17 protein-coding genes are annotated in these 15,617 nt (G+C 72.2%); 11 read left to right on the forward strand and 6 right to left on the reverse strand.

The genetic code is table 11. The features are described from left to right. The first annotated feature begins 2 nt into the window (after positions 1-2). From CKY47_RS12735 to CKY47_RS12745, 3 genes are all read left to right on the forward strand, one after another. Entirely contained in the window at positions 3-1,184 is a 1,182-nt protein-coding gene (locus CKY47_RS12735) for an ABC transporter ATP-binding protein (RefSeq protein WP_306745938.1), read from the forward strand. Positions 1,185-1,474: 290 nt separating this feature from the next. Beyond that, positions 1,475-2,365, forward strand: coding sequence for an SDR family NAD(P)-dependent oxidoreductase (locus CKY47_RS12740; RefSeq protein WP_306745939.1), 891 nt, complete (start codon positions 1,475-1,477; stop codon positions 2,363-2,365). An 87-nt stretch (positions 2,366-2,452) separates the two neighbouring features. Beyond that, complete coding sequence (locus tag CKY47_RS12745) at positions 2,453-3,424, forward strand: hypothetical protein (protein WP_306745940.1); 972 nt, start codon at positions 2,453-2,455, stop codon at positions 3,422-3,424. Between the two features lie 173 nt (positions 3,425-3,597). Here the strand turns inward: CKY47_RS12745 and CKY47_RS12750 are convergent, their stop codons facing one another. Further along, a complete protein-coding gene (locus CKY47_RS12750) occupies positions 3,598-4,437 on the reverse strand; it encodes a chromosome partitioning protein ParB (RefSeq protein WP_306745942.1) in 840 nt (279 codons plus the stop codon). Then, a complete protein-coding gene (locus tag CKY47_RS12755; RefSeq protein ID WP_306745943.1) occupies positions 4,427-5,119 on the reverse strand; it encodes a metallophosphoesterase family protein in 693 nt (230 codons plus the stop codon). The genes CKY47_RS12750 and CKY47_RS12755 overlap by 11 nt, the downstream gene beginning before the upstream one ends. Positions 5,120-5,218: 99 nt before the next feature. Here CKY47_RS12755 and CKY47_RS12760 point away from each other — a divergent pair, with 99 nt between their 5' ends. Beyond that, positions 5,219-6,313 carry a DUF2332 domain-containing protein gene (locus tag CKY47_RS12760; protein WP_306745944.1) on the forward strand — a complete coding sequence of 365 codons (1,095 nt, stop codon included), beginning with the start codon at positions 5,219-5,221 and terminating at the stop codon, positions 6,311-6,313. A 156-nt stretch (positions 6,314-6,469) separates the two neighbouring features. Here CKY47_RS12760 and corA read toward each other — a convergent pair whose 3' ends face one another. Then, positions 6,470-7,546, reverse strand: a complete 1,077-nt coding sequence (gene corA / locus CKY47_RS12765) for a magnesium/cobalt transporter CorA (RefSeq protein WP_306745945.1) — start codon at positions 7,544-7,546, stop codon at positions 6,470-6,472. A 292-nt stretch (positions 7,547-7,838) separates the two neighbouring features. Here corA and CKY47_RS12770 point away from each other — a divergent pair, with 292 nt between their 5' ends. Together CKY47_RS12770 and CKY47_RS12775 are read left to right on the forward strand one after the other, a co-directional pair. After that, positions 7,839-8,342, forward strand: coding sequence for a MaoC family dehydratase (locus CKY47_RS12770; protein WP_306745946.1), 504 nt, complete (start codon positions 7,839-7,841; stop codon positions 8,340-8,342). An 81-nt stretch (positions 8,343-8,423) separates the two neighbouring features. After that, positions 8,424-9,509 (forward strand): DUF2332 domain-containing protein, encoded by a 1,086-nt coding sequence (locus tag CKY47_RS12775; RefSeq protein WP_306745947.1) that lies wholly within the window; start codon positions 8,424-8,426, stop codon positions 9,507-9,509. A 14-nt stretch (positions 9,510-9,523) separates the two neighbouring features. Here the strand turns inward: CKY47_RS12775 and CKY47_RS12780 are convergent, their stop codons facing one another. Further along, positions 9,524-9,937: an NUDIX hydrolase gene (locus CKY47_RS12780; protein ID WP_306745948.1), complete on the reverse strand. Its 414-nt coding sequence runs from the start codon at positions 9,935-9,937 to the stop codon at positions 9,524-9,526. A 143-nt stretch (positions 9,938-10,080) separates the two neighbouring features. On the opposite strand from CKY47_RS12780, the gene CKY47_RS12785 reads away from it, so the two are divergent. Genes CKY47_RS12785 through CKY47_RS12805 form a run of 5 tightly spaced genes read left to right on the forward strand, consistent with a single transcriptional unit; the run spans position 10,081 to position 12,907 of the window. Continuing rightward, entirely contained in the window at positions 10,081-10,239 is a 159-nt protein-coding gene (locus tag CKY47_RS12785; RefSeq protein ID WP_170185132.1) for a hypothetical protein, read from the forward strand. A gap of 37 nt (positions 10,240-10,276) precedes the next feature. Then, a complete protein-coding gene (locus tag CKY47_RS12790) occupies positions 10,277-10,837 on the forward strand; it encodes a PH domain-containing protein (protein WP_306745949.1) in 561 nt (186 codons plus the stop codon). 14 nt (positions 10,838-10,851) lie between these two features. After that, positions 10,852-11,709 carry a PHP domain-containing protein gene (locus tag CKY47_RS12795; protein ID WP_306745950.1) on the forward strand — a complete coding sequence of 286 codons (858 nt, stop codon included), beginning with the start codon at positions 10,852-10,854 and terminating at the stop codon, positions 11,707-11,709. 45 nt (positions 11,710-11,754) lie between these two features. Then, positions 11,755-12,594: a RecB family exonuclease gene (locus tag CKY47_RS12800; RefSeq protein WP_306745951.1), complete on the forward strand. Its 840-nt coding sequence runs from the start codon at positions 11,755-11,757 to the stop codon at positions 12,592-12,594. A gap of 10 nt (positions 12,595-12,604) precedes the next feature. Then, positions 12,605-12,907 carry a hypothetical protein gene (locus CKY47_RS12805; protein ID WP_306745952.1) on the forward strand — a complete coding sequence of 101 codons (303 nt, stop codon included), beginning with the start codon at positions 12,605-12,607 and terminating at the stop codon, positions 12,905-12,907. Positions 12,908-12,950: 43 nt separating this feature from the next. Here CKY47_RS12805 and CKY47_RS12810 read toward each other — a convergent pair whose 3' ends face one another. Continuing rightward, positions 12,951-13,823: an alpha/beta fold hydrolase gene (locus tag CKY47_RS12810; RefSeq protein ID WP_306745953.1), complete on the reverse strand. Its 873-nt coding sequence runs from the start codon at positions 13,821-13,823 to the stop codon at positions 12,951-12,953. 34 nt (positions 13,824-13,857) lie between these two features. After that, complete coding sequence (locus CKY47_RS12815) at positions 13,858-15,195, reverse strand: Rv3212 family protein (RefSeq protein WP_306745954.1); 1,338 nt, start codon at positions 15,193-15,195, stop codon at positions 13,858-13,860. Positions 15,196-15,617 lie beyond the last annotated feature (422 nt).

The raw sequence follows: 15,617 nt of genomic DNA on the forward strand, positions 1-15,617 counted from the left end.
CAATGGCCGAGATCGTGCTGGACAAGGTGACCAAGCAGTACCCCGACGGTGCGGTGGCCGTGCGGGACGTGGACATCGAGATCGCCGACGGCGAGTTCGTCATCCTGGTCGGCCCGTCCGGCTGCGGGAAGTCCACGACGCTGAACATGATCGCGGGGTTGGAGGACATCACCTCCGGCGAGCTGCGCATCGGCGGCGAGCGCGTCAACGAGCGCGCGCCCAAGGACCGCGACATCGCCATGGTGTTCCAGTCCTACGCGCTGTACCCGCACATGACGGTGAAGGAGAACATGGCCTTCCCGCTGCGGCTGGCGAAGGTCGACGACACCACCGTGGAGAAGAAGGTCCGCGAGGCGGCCGAGATCCTGGACCTCACCGGGCACCTCGACCGCAAGCCGTCGAACCTGTCCGGAGGCCAGCGGCAGCGCGTGGCCATGGGCCGGGCGATCGTGCGCAGCCCGAAGGCGTTCCTGATGGACGAGCCGCTGTCCAACCTCGACGCCAAGCTGCGGGTGCAGATGCGCACGTCGGTGTCGCGGCTGCAGAAGCAGCTCGGCACCACCATGGTCTACGTGACGCACGACCAGACCGAGGCGATGACGCTGGGCGACCGGGTGGTGGTGATGCGGGGCGGCTCGGTGCAGCAGATCGGCGCGCCGCAGTTCCTCTACGACCACCCGGCGAACCTGTTCGTCGCCGGGTTCATCGGCTCGCCGTCGATGAACTTCGTACCGGCGGCGCTGGAGGACAACGTGCTCCGCTCGCCGCTCGGCGACGTGCCGCTCACCGACCGGGTGCGCGGGCTGCTGGAGGGCGGCGACGCGCCCCGCGAGGTGATCATGGGCCTGCGTCCCGAGCACTTCGAGGACGCCCGGCTGGTGGAGGACCACGTCCGCCCGTCCGGGGCCACCTTCACCAGCCAGGTCGACGTGCTGGAGTCCATGGGCTCCGACAAGTTCGCCTACTTCAGCCTCTCGGGCGAGCAGGCGACGTCGGCCGAACTGGCCGAGTTGGCCGCCGACGCGGGCACCGCGGACGTGCCCGGCGACGGCGTGCCGCTGGTGACCCGGATCTCCGCGTCGTCCCCGGCGGTCGAGGGGGAGCCCGCCGAGATCTGGTTCGACGCGGACAAGGTGCAGCTGTTCGACCCGAAGAACGGCCGCAACCTCACGTACAACGGCTGATCCGCGACGGTCGAACGCACAACCGTCGAAACGCGGCGAAAGGGCCGTCCCCCGATGGGGGACGGCCCTTTGTGATTGCGCGATCAATAACACTACCGGGCGTTACTGACCTGTCGGGACCATCGGTCGGGACGAAGTGCGTGGGCCATTCAGCGCATCAAACGCGCACCTGGGCGCTTTAGTGGCGCTGCACCCGGCGGCGATCCCCACCCTTGGTCGAAGGCGGGGACGACCACGACCGAACGGAGTCGGGGCAGGGGAGTCCGCCGAGCACAGAGAAGAGCGCTGAGATGGGGATTCTTGACGGCAAAGCAGTGGTGATCACCGGAGCGGGCCGGGGGTTGGGCGAGGCGTACGCGATGCACGCGGCGCAGGCGGGCGCGGCCGTCGTCGTGAACGACGTGGACGGCGACCTGGCGGACCAGGTCGCCGAGCACATCCGGGCTTACGGGGGACGGGCGGTGGCCAGCGCGCACACCGTGGCCGACCCCAGCGAGGCGGAGAAGATCGTGGGAATGTGCCTGACCGAGTTCGGCCGGGTCGACGGCCTGGTGAACAACGCCGGCCTGAACTACGAGAGCCGGCCGTGGGAGGACGACCCGGACACGATCCGGCAGACCGTCGAGGTGAACCTCCTGGGGGTCATCTACACCGGCATGGCCGCCATGCGGGCGATGCGCGAGCAGGAGGGCGGCGGTTCCATCGTGAACATTTCCTCCGGTGCCTTCCTCGGGCAGCGGAAACTCGGCACGTACTCGGCGACGAAAGGCGCCGTGGCGTCGTTGAGCGCGTCGTGGGCGCTCGACCTGGAGAGCGAGAACATCAGGGTGAACGCCGTCTGCCCGGTCGCGCACACCCGAATGGTGTGGAAGTCGGAGCGCTCGTTGCGCGCCATCCCCGCCGACCGCACCCCCGGCAAGGTCGCGCCGCTCGTGCTGTTCCTGCTCAGCGACGACGCGGCCGGCATCACCGGGCAGGTGGTGCGGTGCAACGGCCGCCAGCTCCACCTCGTCGGCCACCCGTACTTCAAGCAGCCGATCCTGGAGAGCGACACCTGGGACACCTCGTCGGTCAAGCGCGCCTTCGACGGTGTCCTCCAGGCCCACCTCGAACCGTACGGCCTGGAGAAGCGCATGCCGCCGCGCCTGCGTGAACTCGTGGAGCCCGGCCGCACGGCGTGACCTGGTCGGGGGGAGTGCCGCGGGCGTTCCCCCCGATCACCCGATGAGCGGTCCGCGCAGGTCGGGAGGGGTGTCACCATGGTCGTCATGGCCGCGCGCACGCCCCGCGTCACGGATTGGCGACTGGTGGTCCAGTCGCGGTTGTCCCGCGTGCGCGCCGACCTCGCCGCCCTCGGGCCGCCCGACCCCCTCGACCAGGAGGGGCAGCGGTGGCGCGAGGTCGCCGCGGTGGAGGCCGCCGTGGTCGAGGACATGATCACCCGCGAGGAACCGCGCCGGCGGGCCGTGGCGTCCTGGTGGTCCGGGTGGCACATCGAACGCGCCTGGCGGTCGCTGCACGAGGCCGAGATCGCGACCGTCGCGGCGGGCACCGGGTTCCTCGGGCGGCTGCCCGGCCTCAAGGCGCGGGTCGCGGAGAACCTGGAGGAGGACGACCCGCGGCGCGTCGCCCTGGAGGAGATGCGGCCGGGGGAGTACCCGCTGTCGATCGAGCGGGAGCTGGTGGTCGACGCGCTGCGCGCCTCGTTCGACAAGTCCGACTTCGCGCACGCCGGGTCGCGGGCGCTGCGCAACAAGCTCATCGCCACGTCGGTGGTGCTGTTCCTCGTGAACACGCTGCTCGGCGTGATCGGACTGGTCAAGCCCGGCCTCGTGCCCATGTGCGTCGGCTCGGAGCGGCTGCCCACGGTGTGCCCGGCGGGCAAGGCGGCGGGCGGGGCCGACGTGTGGCTGGTCCAGGTGCTCGGCGCGTTCGGCGCGGTGCTGTCGGCGGTCGTGCTGCTGCTGCGGCGGCGTCCCAGCCTGTCCCCGTACGTGATGGTCGGCTACCAGGCGTTGATCAAGGTGCTGCTCGGCGCGGCGCTCGCCGTGGTCGGCATCCTCGCCCTGGGCGCGGGCGTGACCACGGGCCTGATCGGCGTCGCGTCCCAGGCGGCCCTGCTCCTGTGGGCCGTCATCCTCGGTTACGGCCAGCAGATAGCCACCCGGCTCCTGGACAGCTACACCGACCGCGTGATGGACCAGGCCCGTCCCCTCCCCAAACTCGAACCTCCCCGCTGACCCGCGAGAGTCCAACCCCCAAGTCGCGCGAGTCGTACGTCCAGGCCCCGCGAGTCGTACGTCCAGGAGCCCTGAGTTCCACATTCGGGACTAACGCCGTGAGGCTCGAACGTAGAACTCAAGAGTCCTGAGCGTTGGACTCGCGGGGCCTGGACGTACGACTCGCGGGTGGGTCAGCGGCGGGCCCGGAGGGTGGTCATCACGTCCGGGTCCCAGCGGTGGGTGCGGATCAGGCGGTAGCGCTCGGCCGCCACCCACAGGTAGGCCTCGGTCTCCGTGCGGTCGCCCACCAGGTCCGCCTGGCGCAGCATCTCCACCACCGGCACGTACTCCTCGGCGTACCAGCGGGCCGCGACCGAGGCGCGGTCCAGGAAGCGGCCCTCGTCCTGCATCAGCCGGAACCCCCACGCCTCCACGTGCTCACCCAGTTCCGCGTAGTCCCACGGGTCCGACAGCGCCACGGCCGCCCGCGCCCGACCGCCCAGCGGCACCCGCTCCAGGAACAGCCGCCGGTAGTCCTTCACGATCAGGTCGCCGCGGTGCCGGATGCCGTGCGCCGCCACCCGCGTCAGGACCTCCGTCACGTAGGCGTCGATCACCTCCAGGCCCAGCGCGTGCGCCACCGACACCCGGTGGTGCCCGTCCTGCACGAAGTGCAGGTCGCCCACCCGGTACAGCTCGACCGGCGGCACCGCCTCGCCGCGCCGCTGCGCGACCGCCAGCCGCTCCCAGCGCGCCCGCACGCGCGCCGACGTGGGCCGGAACCGGCGGTCGAAGTCGCGGGTCCGGTCCACGCTGCCCACGATCGAGTCGAGCCGGACGGTGCACAACCCCAACCGCTTCTCGCCGACCATGCCCAGCGCCTCCACGACCTCGTGGAACGGCAGCGTGATGTTCACGTCGTCCGGTTCCCGCCGCAGCCACGCGGCCAGCCGCGACAGCACCTGACGCCGCCGCGCGCGCTGGAAGTCGTTCTCCGCGTCGGCCCGCGGGAACCCGGTGTCACCGCGCACGGCGCACCCCCTCCCCGGGCGCGGCCACGCCCGCCGGGACGTCCAGGACCTTCCACCCCACCACGTTCACCACCCGCGTCGCCCCCAGTTCACGGTCCGGTCGCGGCACGCCGTGCGGGTGCACGTGCCCGTGCAGCATCAGCGGCGGGCGCAACCGCCGCACCGCGTCGTGCAGGCACGCGAACCCCCGGTGCGGCGCGTCCGGCTCGTCGCCGCACCCCAGCGGCGGGGAGTGGGTGAGCAGCACGTCGACGCCGCGCCCGTCGCGCAGCCGCCGCCACCGGGCCAGCCGCAGCACCCGCCGCAGCCGCCGGGCCTGCTGCCGCTCCGTCCACTGGTTCGGCCCCGCGTTGTACCGGATCGACCCGCCGAGGCCCGCGATCCGCAGCCCGGCCACGTCCACCACCCGCTCGTCGGCGTTCACGCCGCCCGCCGGTCCCGGCCACCGCGCGGGCAGGCCCGCCCGCGTCCACAGCCCGCGCACGTTGGCGTACCCGCCCAGGTCGACGTCGTGGTTGCCCGGCACGAACACGCAGGGCCGGTCCAGCACCGACGACAGGTGCTCCAGGTAGTCGAACGGCAGGTCGCCGGCCGCGAGCACCAGGTCCACGTCGAGCGCGCGCACCCGGTCGGTCCACAGCCGCTCGACCACCTCGTCGGACACCGCGAGCACCTTCGGCACACGACGAGCGTAGGCGCTGTCCGCGCAGGTGACACCTCGTCGGTGAAAGGGTGAAATGCGCCGGTGGTCCTTCCGCCGCGCGGGGGGAGTCGGGCTAGCGTGACAGGGGTGCTCGCCGAGCTGTTCCTGGACGCCGCCCGCTCCTGCCGGACACACAGCCCCCTCACCCACGCGCTGCTCGTGGGGGCGGCCGACGACCTGGTCCGCGGCGGGATCACCGCGCGGGTGATGGCCGGCGCCGAGTGCGACCGCCAGGGCAGCGTGCCGGGCCTGCGGTTCGCGAGCGCCCTGCACCGGCTGGTCCTGGAGGGTCGGGCGCCGACGCTGGCCAGGCACTACCCGACCGCGGGCGGCACCCCCGACCTCGGCGCGCTGTGGGACGACGCCCTGCCCGTGCTGCACGAGCACACCGACGAGCTCCAGGCGGCGATCACCAGGACGTTCGTGCAGACCAACGAGCCGGGCCGCAGCGCGCCCCTGTTCGGCGGCCTCCAGACCGCCACCCACCTGGCCGCGGCGCAGGTCGGCAGGCGCACGCCGTTCCCGGTCCGGCTGCTGGAGGTCGGCGCGTCCGGCGGGCTGAACCTGCGCCCGCACCGCATCGCCTACCGCGTCGACGGCGTCCGCCTCGGCGACCCCGGCAGCCCGCTGACGCTCGACCCGGGGTGGACCGGCCGGCCGGCGGTCGCCCTGGACCACAACCTGCGGCTCGTCCGCCGCGCCGGCTGCGACCTGCACCCCGTCGACGTGTCCGCGGAGGACGGCAGGCTGCACCTGTCGTCGTTCGTCTGGGCGGACCAGCCGGCCCGGCTGGAGCGGCTGCGGGCCGCGATCGACCTGGCCCTGCTCGACCCGGTGCCCGTGCGGCGGGCGACCGGCCCCGAGTGGCTGGCCGAGCAGCTCGTGCGGCCCGAGCGGGACGTGCTCACGGTCGTGTGGCACTCGGTGGTCTGGCAGTACGCCTCACCGGCCGACCGGGCCATGGGCCGGGCCGTGCTCGCCGAGGCCGCCGCCCGCGCCACGCCGATGGCGCCGCTCGCCCTGCTCGTGTTCGAACCGCGCCGCACACCCCGGCCGACCGGGTACCGGTTCCAGCTGCTGCTGAAGCTGTGGCCGGCCGGGCTGTCGCTGCGGCTGGGCACCGGCGTGGGCCACGGCATCCCGTTCACCTGGGACACCAGGGCGTGGGACTGACCGCGTCCGGTCCGGTGTGGACGGTCAGGCGCCGTTGGCGATGAGCAGCGTCACCGTGGCGAGCCAGCCCAGCAGGAAGGTGAGGATCCAGAACCGCAGGTTGGTGAGCATCCGGGTCATGTCGACATCCCGTCGGAGGAGAAGGGGCGGAGGTCCTTACAGCCACTCGTTCCGGCGGAATATTCGGTACAGCGTCAGGCAGACCACGATGATCACGGAGATCACCATGGGGTAGCCGTAGCGCCACTGCAGCTCCGGCATGTGGTCGAAGTTCATGCCGTACACGCCGACCACCATGGTCGGCACGGAGATGATCGCCACCCACGAGGCGAGCTTGCGCATGTCCGAGTTCTGCTGGAGCGTGATCTTCGCCAGCACGGCGTTGACCAGCGTCGTCAGCAGCTCGTCGAAGTTCATGACGCGCTCGGACACCTCGGTGAGGTGGTCGTCGACGTCGCGGAAGTACGAGCGCACCTGCTCGGGGATCAGCGGCGTGTAGCCCTCGGCCAACCGGCGCAGCGGCACGGCCAGCGGCATCACCGCGCGGCGCAGCTCCAGCACCTCGCGCTTCATGAGGTAGATCTGGTCGGCGCTCACCCGGCTGCGGGGCTGGAAGACCAGCGCCTCCATCGAGTCGATGTCGTCCTCGATGTGGTCGGTCACGTCGAGGTAGTTGTCGACCACGTGGTCGGCGATCGAGTACAGCACCGCGGCCGGCCCGACCTTGAGCTTGTCGTCGTCGCCCTCCAGCTCGCGGCGCACCGCGGCGAGGCCCGAGTGGTTGCCGTGCCGGACCGTGACCACGAAGTCGCGGCCGAGGAACACCATGATCTCGCCCGACTCCACGATCTCGTTCGCCGCGTCGGGGGAGGCGTTCTGGATGTAGCGGACCGTCTTGAGCACCATGAACAGCGTGTTGTCGTAGCGCTCCAGCTTCGGCCGCTGGTGGGCGTGCACGGCGTCCTCGACGGCCAGCTCGTGCAGGCCGAACGTGTCGGCGACGCCCTGGATCTGCTCCTCGTCCGGCTCGTGCAGGCCGATCCAGACGAAACCGTCACCGCGCCGGCGGACCTCCTCCACCGCGTCGGTGTGCGACCAGCGGCCGGGCAGGCGCGCGCCGTCGACGTACACGCCGCAGTCCACGACGTACGCCGACAGCGGCACGGGGACGGGCAGGGCGGGGCGCTCCGGCAAACGGCCTCTCAGGCCGCCGAGCGAGGGCAGGCTGCGCACGAGGAACCTCCAGTGGGGGAGCGTCGACTCGGAACAACGACGACGGCACGTCCCCGACCGGTGGTGCTGGGCCTGTCCCGGGGAGCTACCCCCGGAGAGCGGGCCCCCCGATGAGGACGCGCGAGGTACTCGCAGGATGGGGGTCGTTACTCATCGGTAGTCCTCACCTCCTCGGGTTGCGGTCGCGGCGGTGGAGTCGCTCACAGACCGGTTGCCGAGGGTACTCCCCCGGTGCTCACACTGTCGTCCCGGTCCAACGAGAGCCGGACCACGACAGCCAACGGAGGCCGCGGTGCAGTTCGGGCGCTACTACGAGGAGTTCGAGGTCGGCGAGGTCTACAAGCACTGGCCGGGGAAGACGGTCACCGAGTACGACGACCACCTGTTCTGCCTGCTGACCATGAACCACCACCCGCTGCACATGGACGCGCACTACGCGGCGGAGACCACCGACTTCGGCAGGAACGTCGTGGTCGGCAACTACGTCTACTCCCTGCTGCTGGGCATGTCCGTGCCCGACGTGTCCGGCAAGGCGATCGCCAACCTGGAGGTCGAGTCGCTCCGGCACGTCAAGCCGACGTTCCACGGCGACACCATCTACGGTGAGACCGAGGTGCTGGACAAGACCCCGTCGAAGTCCAAGGACGACCGGGGCGTGGTCTACGTGGAGACGCGCGGGTACAAGCAGGACGGAACGGTCGTCTGCGTCTTCCGGCGCAAGGTGATGGTCCCCAAGCGCTCGTACGGCGACGCGCGCGGTGGCGAGCAGCCGGGGCGGCCCGAGCCGGTGCTCTGAGCCCGCGGCCCGGGTTCGGCGCCCGAGTTCGACACCCGGGTTCGGCGCCCCGGGCCCGGTGCCCTGAGTCGGAGGAGTGACGTGACCTCGTTGGACCTGGTGCGGCAGCGGCTGTCGGCGTTCGCGGAGGAGGAGGCGCGCGGCGTCTCCCCGCTCTACGAGCACCTGTCCGCCCGCGCCGCGGACGACCCGGAGGTCGCCGGCCTGCTGACCGCAGCCCCGGAGCGGTTCGCCCACCCGACCCTGCTCCTGGCGGCGGCGCACCGGCTGGTGCAGGCCGAGCCGTTCCACCCGCTGTCGCGCTACTACCCGTCGCTGGGCGGCACGCACGGCCCGGACGACGAGACGTGGCCGCTGTTCCGGGAGTTCCTGCTCGACCGGGCCGACGGGGTCCGCCACCTGGTGTCCACGCGCAGCACGCAGACCAACGAGGTGCGCCGCTCCGCGCTGCTCTACCCGGCGCTGGCGCGGGTCGCGGGGCCGGTCGGGCTGCTGGAGGTCGGCTGCTCGGCCGGTCTGCTGCTGGGCCTGGACCAGTACGGCTACCGCTACCAGACCCAGCAGGCCGGCCAGCTCGTCGCGGGGCCCGCCAAGGCGGCGCTCGGCCTGCACTGCGCGCTGGAGCTGGCGCCCGGCGCGGAGCTGCCGAAGATCCCCAAGTCGGTGAAGGTCGCGGCGAAGGTCGGCCTTGACCGGGCGCCCGCCGACCTGGCCGACGAGGAGACCTACGCCTGGCTGGAGGCGTGCGTGTGGGCCGACCAGCCCGAGCGGCTGCGGCTGTTCGGCGTGGCCGCGACCGTGCAGCGCAAGTCGCCGCCGGAGTTCGTCACCGGTGACGCGGTCGCCGACCTGGGCGCGGCGGCCGCGCGGGTTCCCGAAGCGCTGCCGCTGGTGGTGATGACGAGCAACGTGCTGCCGTACCTGCCGGGGGCGGAGTTCGTCGAGGCGCTGCGCGGCCTGGGCAGGCCGCTGTGGTGGCTGAGCCACGAGGGCTACGGCGCGGCCCTGGAGCACGTCCTGCCGGACCGCGCCGACCTGCGGCCCGGCGTCGGGGAAGCGGCGTTCGGCGTGGTAGGGCTGGTCCGGTTCGAGGACGGCGCGGTGCGCTCCGCCCGCGCCCTGGGGCGCACGGCCCCGCACGGCCAACGGCTGACGTGGCTCCCCTGATCGGGCGAACGTGATCAGCCCCGGGGGAGCTGTCCCCACGCCTCGAGCGTCTCCCGGAGCATCTCGGTGAGTGGGAGTGTGGCCAAGATCGCAGCGGTCACCCACCGTGCGTCAACAGCGTCGTCGCCCGGTCGGAGGGTGCCGGATCGCACCTGGCAGGCGTAGTCGTGGATCTCGTAGAGGCCCCGCGGGCCCGGTCGGGTGACAGATCCGATCAACGCCCCCACGGTCACGGAGAGTCCCGTCTCCTCCTCCAGTTCCCGCACAACTGCGGTCTCGTCGGATTCGCCCTGCTCCACTCGTCCGCCGGGGATCGACCACAGTCCCTCGCCTGGGGGATTGCCGCGACGCACGAGCAGCAGTCGCCCTGTCGGGTCATGTGCGATACCGCCGACACAGCGGATGCGGAGGTCCCGTTCAGCCGTCACAGTTACTCAGTGTAGTCACCCCGGGTTGGCGGTGCAGACCACTGCCCCGAGTGCGGTACAAATCTCCCGAGGTGCCGCCGGGTGCGGTACAACGGTTTTCACTGGCGCCAAACGGGTGCGGGTAGCGAACGGGGTTGATCACCGTGAATCTGAAGAAGATTCTCACTTTCGCCGGGGTCGGCTTGGTCCTGTTCTTCCTGATCGCCGAGCCCCAGCAAGCGGCTCAGCTGGTGCAGAACATCCTGGGCACCCTCCGGGAAGCCGCTGAGGCGCTCATCACCTTCGTGAAACAATTGTTCTGAGTCGCCCGGCTCCTCCACCCGGCGAGAGGTCGAAGGCATGTTCGCACCACGGGACCCCGACGAGTACCTGCTCCCCACGGAGCGTCGGGTCATCCGGGTACGCAGGCACTGGAGCTACCTGCTCTGGGATCTCCTGGAGGCGGGGGCGCTGCTCGCGGGCGCCATGATCATCTCCTACCTGCTGCCCGACAACGCGGGCATCATCCAGAACATCCTCTGGTATGCCTCACTGTTCGTGCTGCTCAGGCTGGCCTACTTCGTCATGGAGTGGTGGGTGGAGCGGATCGTCGTGACCGACAAGCGGTTCATGATCTCCTCGGGGGTCTTCGAGACCAAGGTCGCCATGATGCCGATCAGCAAGGTCACCGACCTCACGTACGAGCGGACGGTGCTCGGGCGCATGTTCGGCTTCGGCACCCTGGTGGTGGAGTCGGCGGGTCAGATCCAGGCCCTCAACCGGATCGAGTACCTGCCGAACCCCGAGGAGGTCTACGACGCCATCTCGGAGCTGACCTTCGGCGACAAGAAGGCGCAGGCGGAGCGCTTCTCGATGATCAAGGCGCAACGGGCGGCGCGCGGCAAGAAGATGGTGCCGTAGTAGAGACTGGGCGGGTGCGAATCGACCTGCACACCCACTCGACCGAGTCCGACGGCACGGACACGCCCGCGCAGCTCGTGGCGGCGGCAGCCGCCGCGGGCCTCGACGCGGTCGCGCTGACCGACCACGACACAGCCGCCGGCTGGGCGGAAGCGGCCAACGCGCTGCCACCCGGCCTGCGGCTCGTGCGCGGTGCGGAGCTGTCCTGCGCGTCCGACGACGGCAGTGGGCGTCGCATCACCGTCCACCTGCTCGCCTACCTCTACGACCACACGTCGCCGGCGCTCGTCGAGGAGCAGCTGCGGCTGCGCCTGGAACGGCGGCAGCGGCTGCGCGTGATGGCCGAGCGCATGGTCGAGGACGGCTTCCCCATCGACCCCGACGAGCTGATGGCGGCCATGCCCGCCGACGCGCCCGCCGGACGGCCCCACCTGGCGATGGCGCTGATCCGGGCCGGCGTCGTCACGTCGGTGGACGAGGCGTTCGCCCGCTACCTCACCGGCGGCCGGTACTACGTGCCGCGCACCGACACGCCCGTCGCGCGTGCCATCGAGATGATCTCCGAGGCGGGCGGCGTGACGGTCCTCGCGCACCCCTTCGCCTCCTCTCGCGGCCCCATCGTGTCCGAGCAGGTCGTCGCCGACCTGGCCGCGCTCGGCCTCGGCGGCGTCGAGGTGGACCACCCCGACCACGACCCCGCCACCCGCGCCCGCTTGCGCGGACTGGCCGGCGAGCTGGGGCTGCTCATTACCGGGTCGAGCGACTACCACGGCACCAACAAGACGGTGGAACTCGGCGCGGAGACCACGTCACCCGACGTGCTGGACGCCCTCGCCGACCGCGCGACCGGGTGCAAGGTCATCGTCGGTTGAGGTAGCCGCGCGGATCCCGTCGGTGCCCCTCTGTAGCTTGGGTGCGTGCAGGAGCAGCTCGGGTTCGACTTCGGGGCGATGCCCAAGAAGCTGGTGAAGGTCACACCGGCCAAGCTGGCGACGTGGGCCGACTGCCCGCGTCGCTTCCGCATGGCCTACCTCGACCGGCCGACACCCCCGCGCGGCGGCGCGTGGGCGCACAACACCCTCGGCGCCGTGGTGCACAACGCGCTCAAGGCGCTGTTCGACCTGCCCGCCGACCGCCGCACCCCCGACCAGGCCGTGGCCCTGCTGCACCGGCAGTGGAAGGACGACGGGTTCCGCGACGCCGACCAGGCCGCCACCTACCGCGACCGCGCCGAGGGCTGGCTGCGCGACTACGTCGGCGACCTCGACACCTCGATCGAACCCGTCGGCATCGAGCGCTGGGTGTCCGCGCCCACGTCCAGGATCGTCGCCGAGGGACGGGTCGACCGCATCGACCTGCGCGACGGCGAACTCGTCATCGTCGATTACAAGACCGGCCGCCACGCCCTCACCACCGACGACGCCCGCGGCTCCCTCGCGCTCGCCCTCTACGCCCTCGCCGCCCGCCGCACCCTGCGCAAGCCGTGCCACCGCGTCGAGCTGCACCACCTGCCCACCCGGTCGGTCGCCGTGTGGGAGCACACCGACGAGAGCCTCGCCCGGCACGTGACGCGCGCCGAGGAGTCCGCCGACGACATCGGCCTCGCCACCGACACCCTCAAGGCCGGCGGCGACCCGGAGATCCTGTTCCCGCCCCGCACCGGCAACCAGTGCACCTGGTGCGACTTCCGACGCTCGTGCCCCGAGGGGCAGCAGGCCGCGCCGACGCTCGACCCGTGGGCACTGCTCGCGCCGTAGAGTTGACCGCGTGACGATGGTGGAAAGCAGACCCGAACCGCGCCTCGCCAGGCTGTGGCGCGGAGTCAGCGGCGCGCTCGCCGTCGGCCTCGCGCTGCTGGCCCTGGCCATGATCGGCGTGCAGGTCTACGCGAGCGTCCACGACCTGCCCGGCCCCGGCATCGACGTCGTCCTCGGGCACGTCGCCGCCGCGACCGCCGCGGTGGTCGCCCAGGTCGTCGCCGACCGCAAGCGCGGTGCGGTCGTGGCCGTGTGCGGCCTGGTCGTCGTGCTGCTCGTCGCGGTGACCCTGTGGTTCTTCTGGTGGGCCTGAGCCCCTGCCGGGCCTGAGCGGTCGACCGCGCGGTGCCGGCGGTTCAGGACAGCCAGGACCGCCACGTCGGCAGCAGCGTCGCCAGCAGGGCGTCCGGCGCCTCCGTGTTCGGGCTGTGCATCACGCCCGACAGCACGGCGAAGTCGGCGTCCAACCGCTCGGCCATGTCGCGCTGGCTCGCCGCCGACCACGCGTCGTCCCGGTCGCCGCACACCACCAGGCACGGCACGCCCGACGACCGCAGCGCCCGGGCCAGCTTCGCCACCAGGTCCGGTTCGCTGCGCAACGCCTCGCCCATGCCCAGCAGCGCGGCGGGGGACGAGCGCACGAACCGCTCCCGGTAGAAGTCCTTCAGCTCCCGCGACATCGACCGCCACCGCGGGTTCATCGCCTGTCGCGTCTCGTTGACCTGCTGAGACGCCTCCACGCCCTGCTCGCGCAGCACGACCTCGCCGTAGTCCAGCGCGGTGCGGCGCGCACCCGGCGGCAGCTCCGACGGACCCGACGCGAGCAGCGTCAACCCCGACACCGGCGCGCCCGCGAGCACCGCGCCCCGCGCCACCAACCCGCCGTAGGAGTGGCCCAGCAGCAGCACCCGCCTGCCGTCGGCGGCCAGCTTCGCCACCAGGTCGGCCAGTGCCGCGCCCAACGCCGCCGGCCGGTACTCGGCCTCCGAGACCGGGCCCACCGACTCGTACTGGCCGGGCAGGTCGATCGCGACCACCTCGATCCCCGCGTCGGAGATCGGGTCCACCAGCGGAGCGAAGTCCTCCTTGGACCCCGTGTAACCGGGCAGCAGCAGCGCCGTGGCGCCGAGGTCGCGCCCCGCCGCCGGGGCGCGCAGGGCCGCGACGGGACCGTGCCGGCCGGGCAGGTCCACGCGGTCCGCGCGGTGCGGGCTGAACTGCGAGTGCACGCGGCAAGTCTGCCGCACCCGCGGCCGGCGCGCGTTACCGGAGCGCGACGAGCGTGTCGCCCCGCTGCTCCAGCACCACCGGACCCTCGGTCGCCATCTCCACCGGCCCGCGGTGGTCGCCCCGGTCCACCGGGATCTCCGCGACCTGCCCGCCGCTGACCTGGTCGACCACCTTCAGGCCCGTCGGCGTCGGCAGCAGCAGCTGGCCGGCGAGCGTCGTGCCCGCGCCCAGCGTGCCGTCCACCACCCACAGCGGGGCCAGGTCCGCCGACGACAGGGCGATCGTCTTCGAACCGGTGAACCAGTAGGTGTTCGCGGTGCTGGTGAACGTGGGGACGACCCGGCCGGGCGGGTCGCCCTCCAGTTCGGCGGCGGTCACGTCGACCGCGTGCTCCGACACCAGGCCGCCCGTGTCGGCGTCGAACACGGCGAGCTTGCCCGGCATGGCCACCGCGACCCGGGTCGCCGTCACGGCCACCACGCGGGTGCCCTTCTCGCCGACCACCGTCGTGCTGATGACCTGCGGCTCGTCGGACTTCTCGGGGTTCGGCTTGAGGACCGTGAGGCGGTCCGACGGGTCCTGCGAGTAGCAGCGCTCCAGCACCGCCACCTTGCCGCCGGTGACGGCGAACGAGCCGTAGGTGCAGTCGGGGCGCGGCTGCTTGCCGGCGTTCACGATCGCGCGCAGGCGGCCGTACTCCATCGAGCGGACCAGGTCGTCGCGCCGGTAGACCTCGACGAACGACTCGCCGGTGGTGAGGACGTGCGAGCCCTCGTTCAGCAGGCGGGTGCCCGGCTCGGCGTCGCCGTTGCGCTGCGGGCCGCGCTTGCCGGACGCCGCTTCCAGCGTCGTGACCTCGGAGCAGTTGGTGTCCTTGCGGTGGACGGCGAACACCCGGCCCCAGGCCGTGGAGACCGTGCACAGCGGCCAGTCGCGGGCGTAGCGCCACCGCACCTCACCGGTCCGCGCGTCGCGGCCGACCACCTCGCCGCCGTCGCCGGTGACGACCACCGAGTCCAGGTTCACCGGGACCGGGGTGGCGCTGCTGGGGGCGCGCCAGCTCTCGGCCAGCGACGGGGGCAGCACGGTGACCGGCTGGAGCGGGTTGACCTGCGAGGAGCCGACCTGGCTGACCGTGTTGCGGGCGTCCGAGGTGAACCAGACGACCAGCGAGGCGACGAGGGCGACCACGGCGACCACGGCGACGCCGATGAAGTCCCCGGTCGTCCGCCAGGAGCGCTCGGGCAGCGGCTCGAAGTCGTCGTCGCGGCCCTCCCCGTCCTCCTGGGTGGCGCTCTCGCCGGGCTCCCGCAGGACGTCCTCGTCCAGCGCGACCTGCCCGTTCGACTCCGCCTGCTCCGGCTGGCCCACTGCCCGGCTCCCCGATGGTCGGTGATCACGTGCGACTCGTTCAGGCGACATGCTCCCACCACGGGGAAGAGGTCGGTGTGAGGCCGTGGTCCGGGACCGCGCGGGCGGTCGCGTGGGGCGGGCCGCGTGGGGCGGGCACGGGTGCGGCGCGGGGTGTGGGCGCGGGGTGTGGGCGCGGGGTGCGGGCGCGGGGTGCGCCACCCCGGGCGGCCGTTCACCGGGGAGGGGCGGGGTGGCCCCTCCCTCGATCCTGTCCGCGGCGACTCCCGCACGTGGCCTGGAGTGCGTCGCCAGGGTGGTCTCGGCGGCCCGATTCTCTCAACCGAGAACTGTAACGGCGTTTCCGTACATCGAGCGGGTCATGATCACCCGATCGTGTCTCCACCCCGGTCGGGCAGCGGCTGCGTGGGCCGGCTGCCCTC

This window comes from Saccharothrix longispora (assembly GCF_030852425.1).
GTDB lineage: Bacteria > Actinomycetota > Actinomycetes > Mycobacteriales > Pseudonocardiaceae > Actinosynnema > Actinosynnema longispora.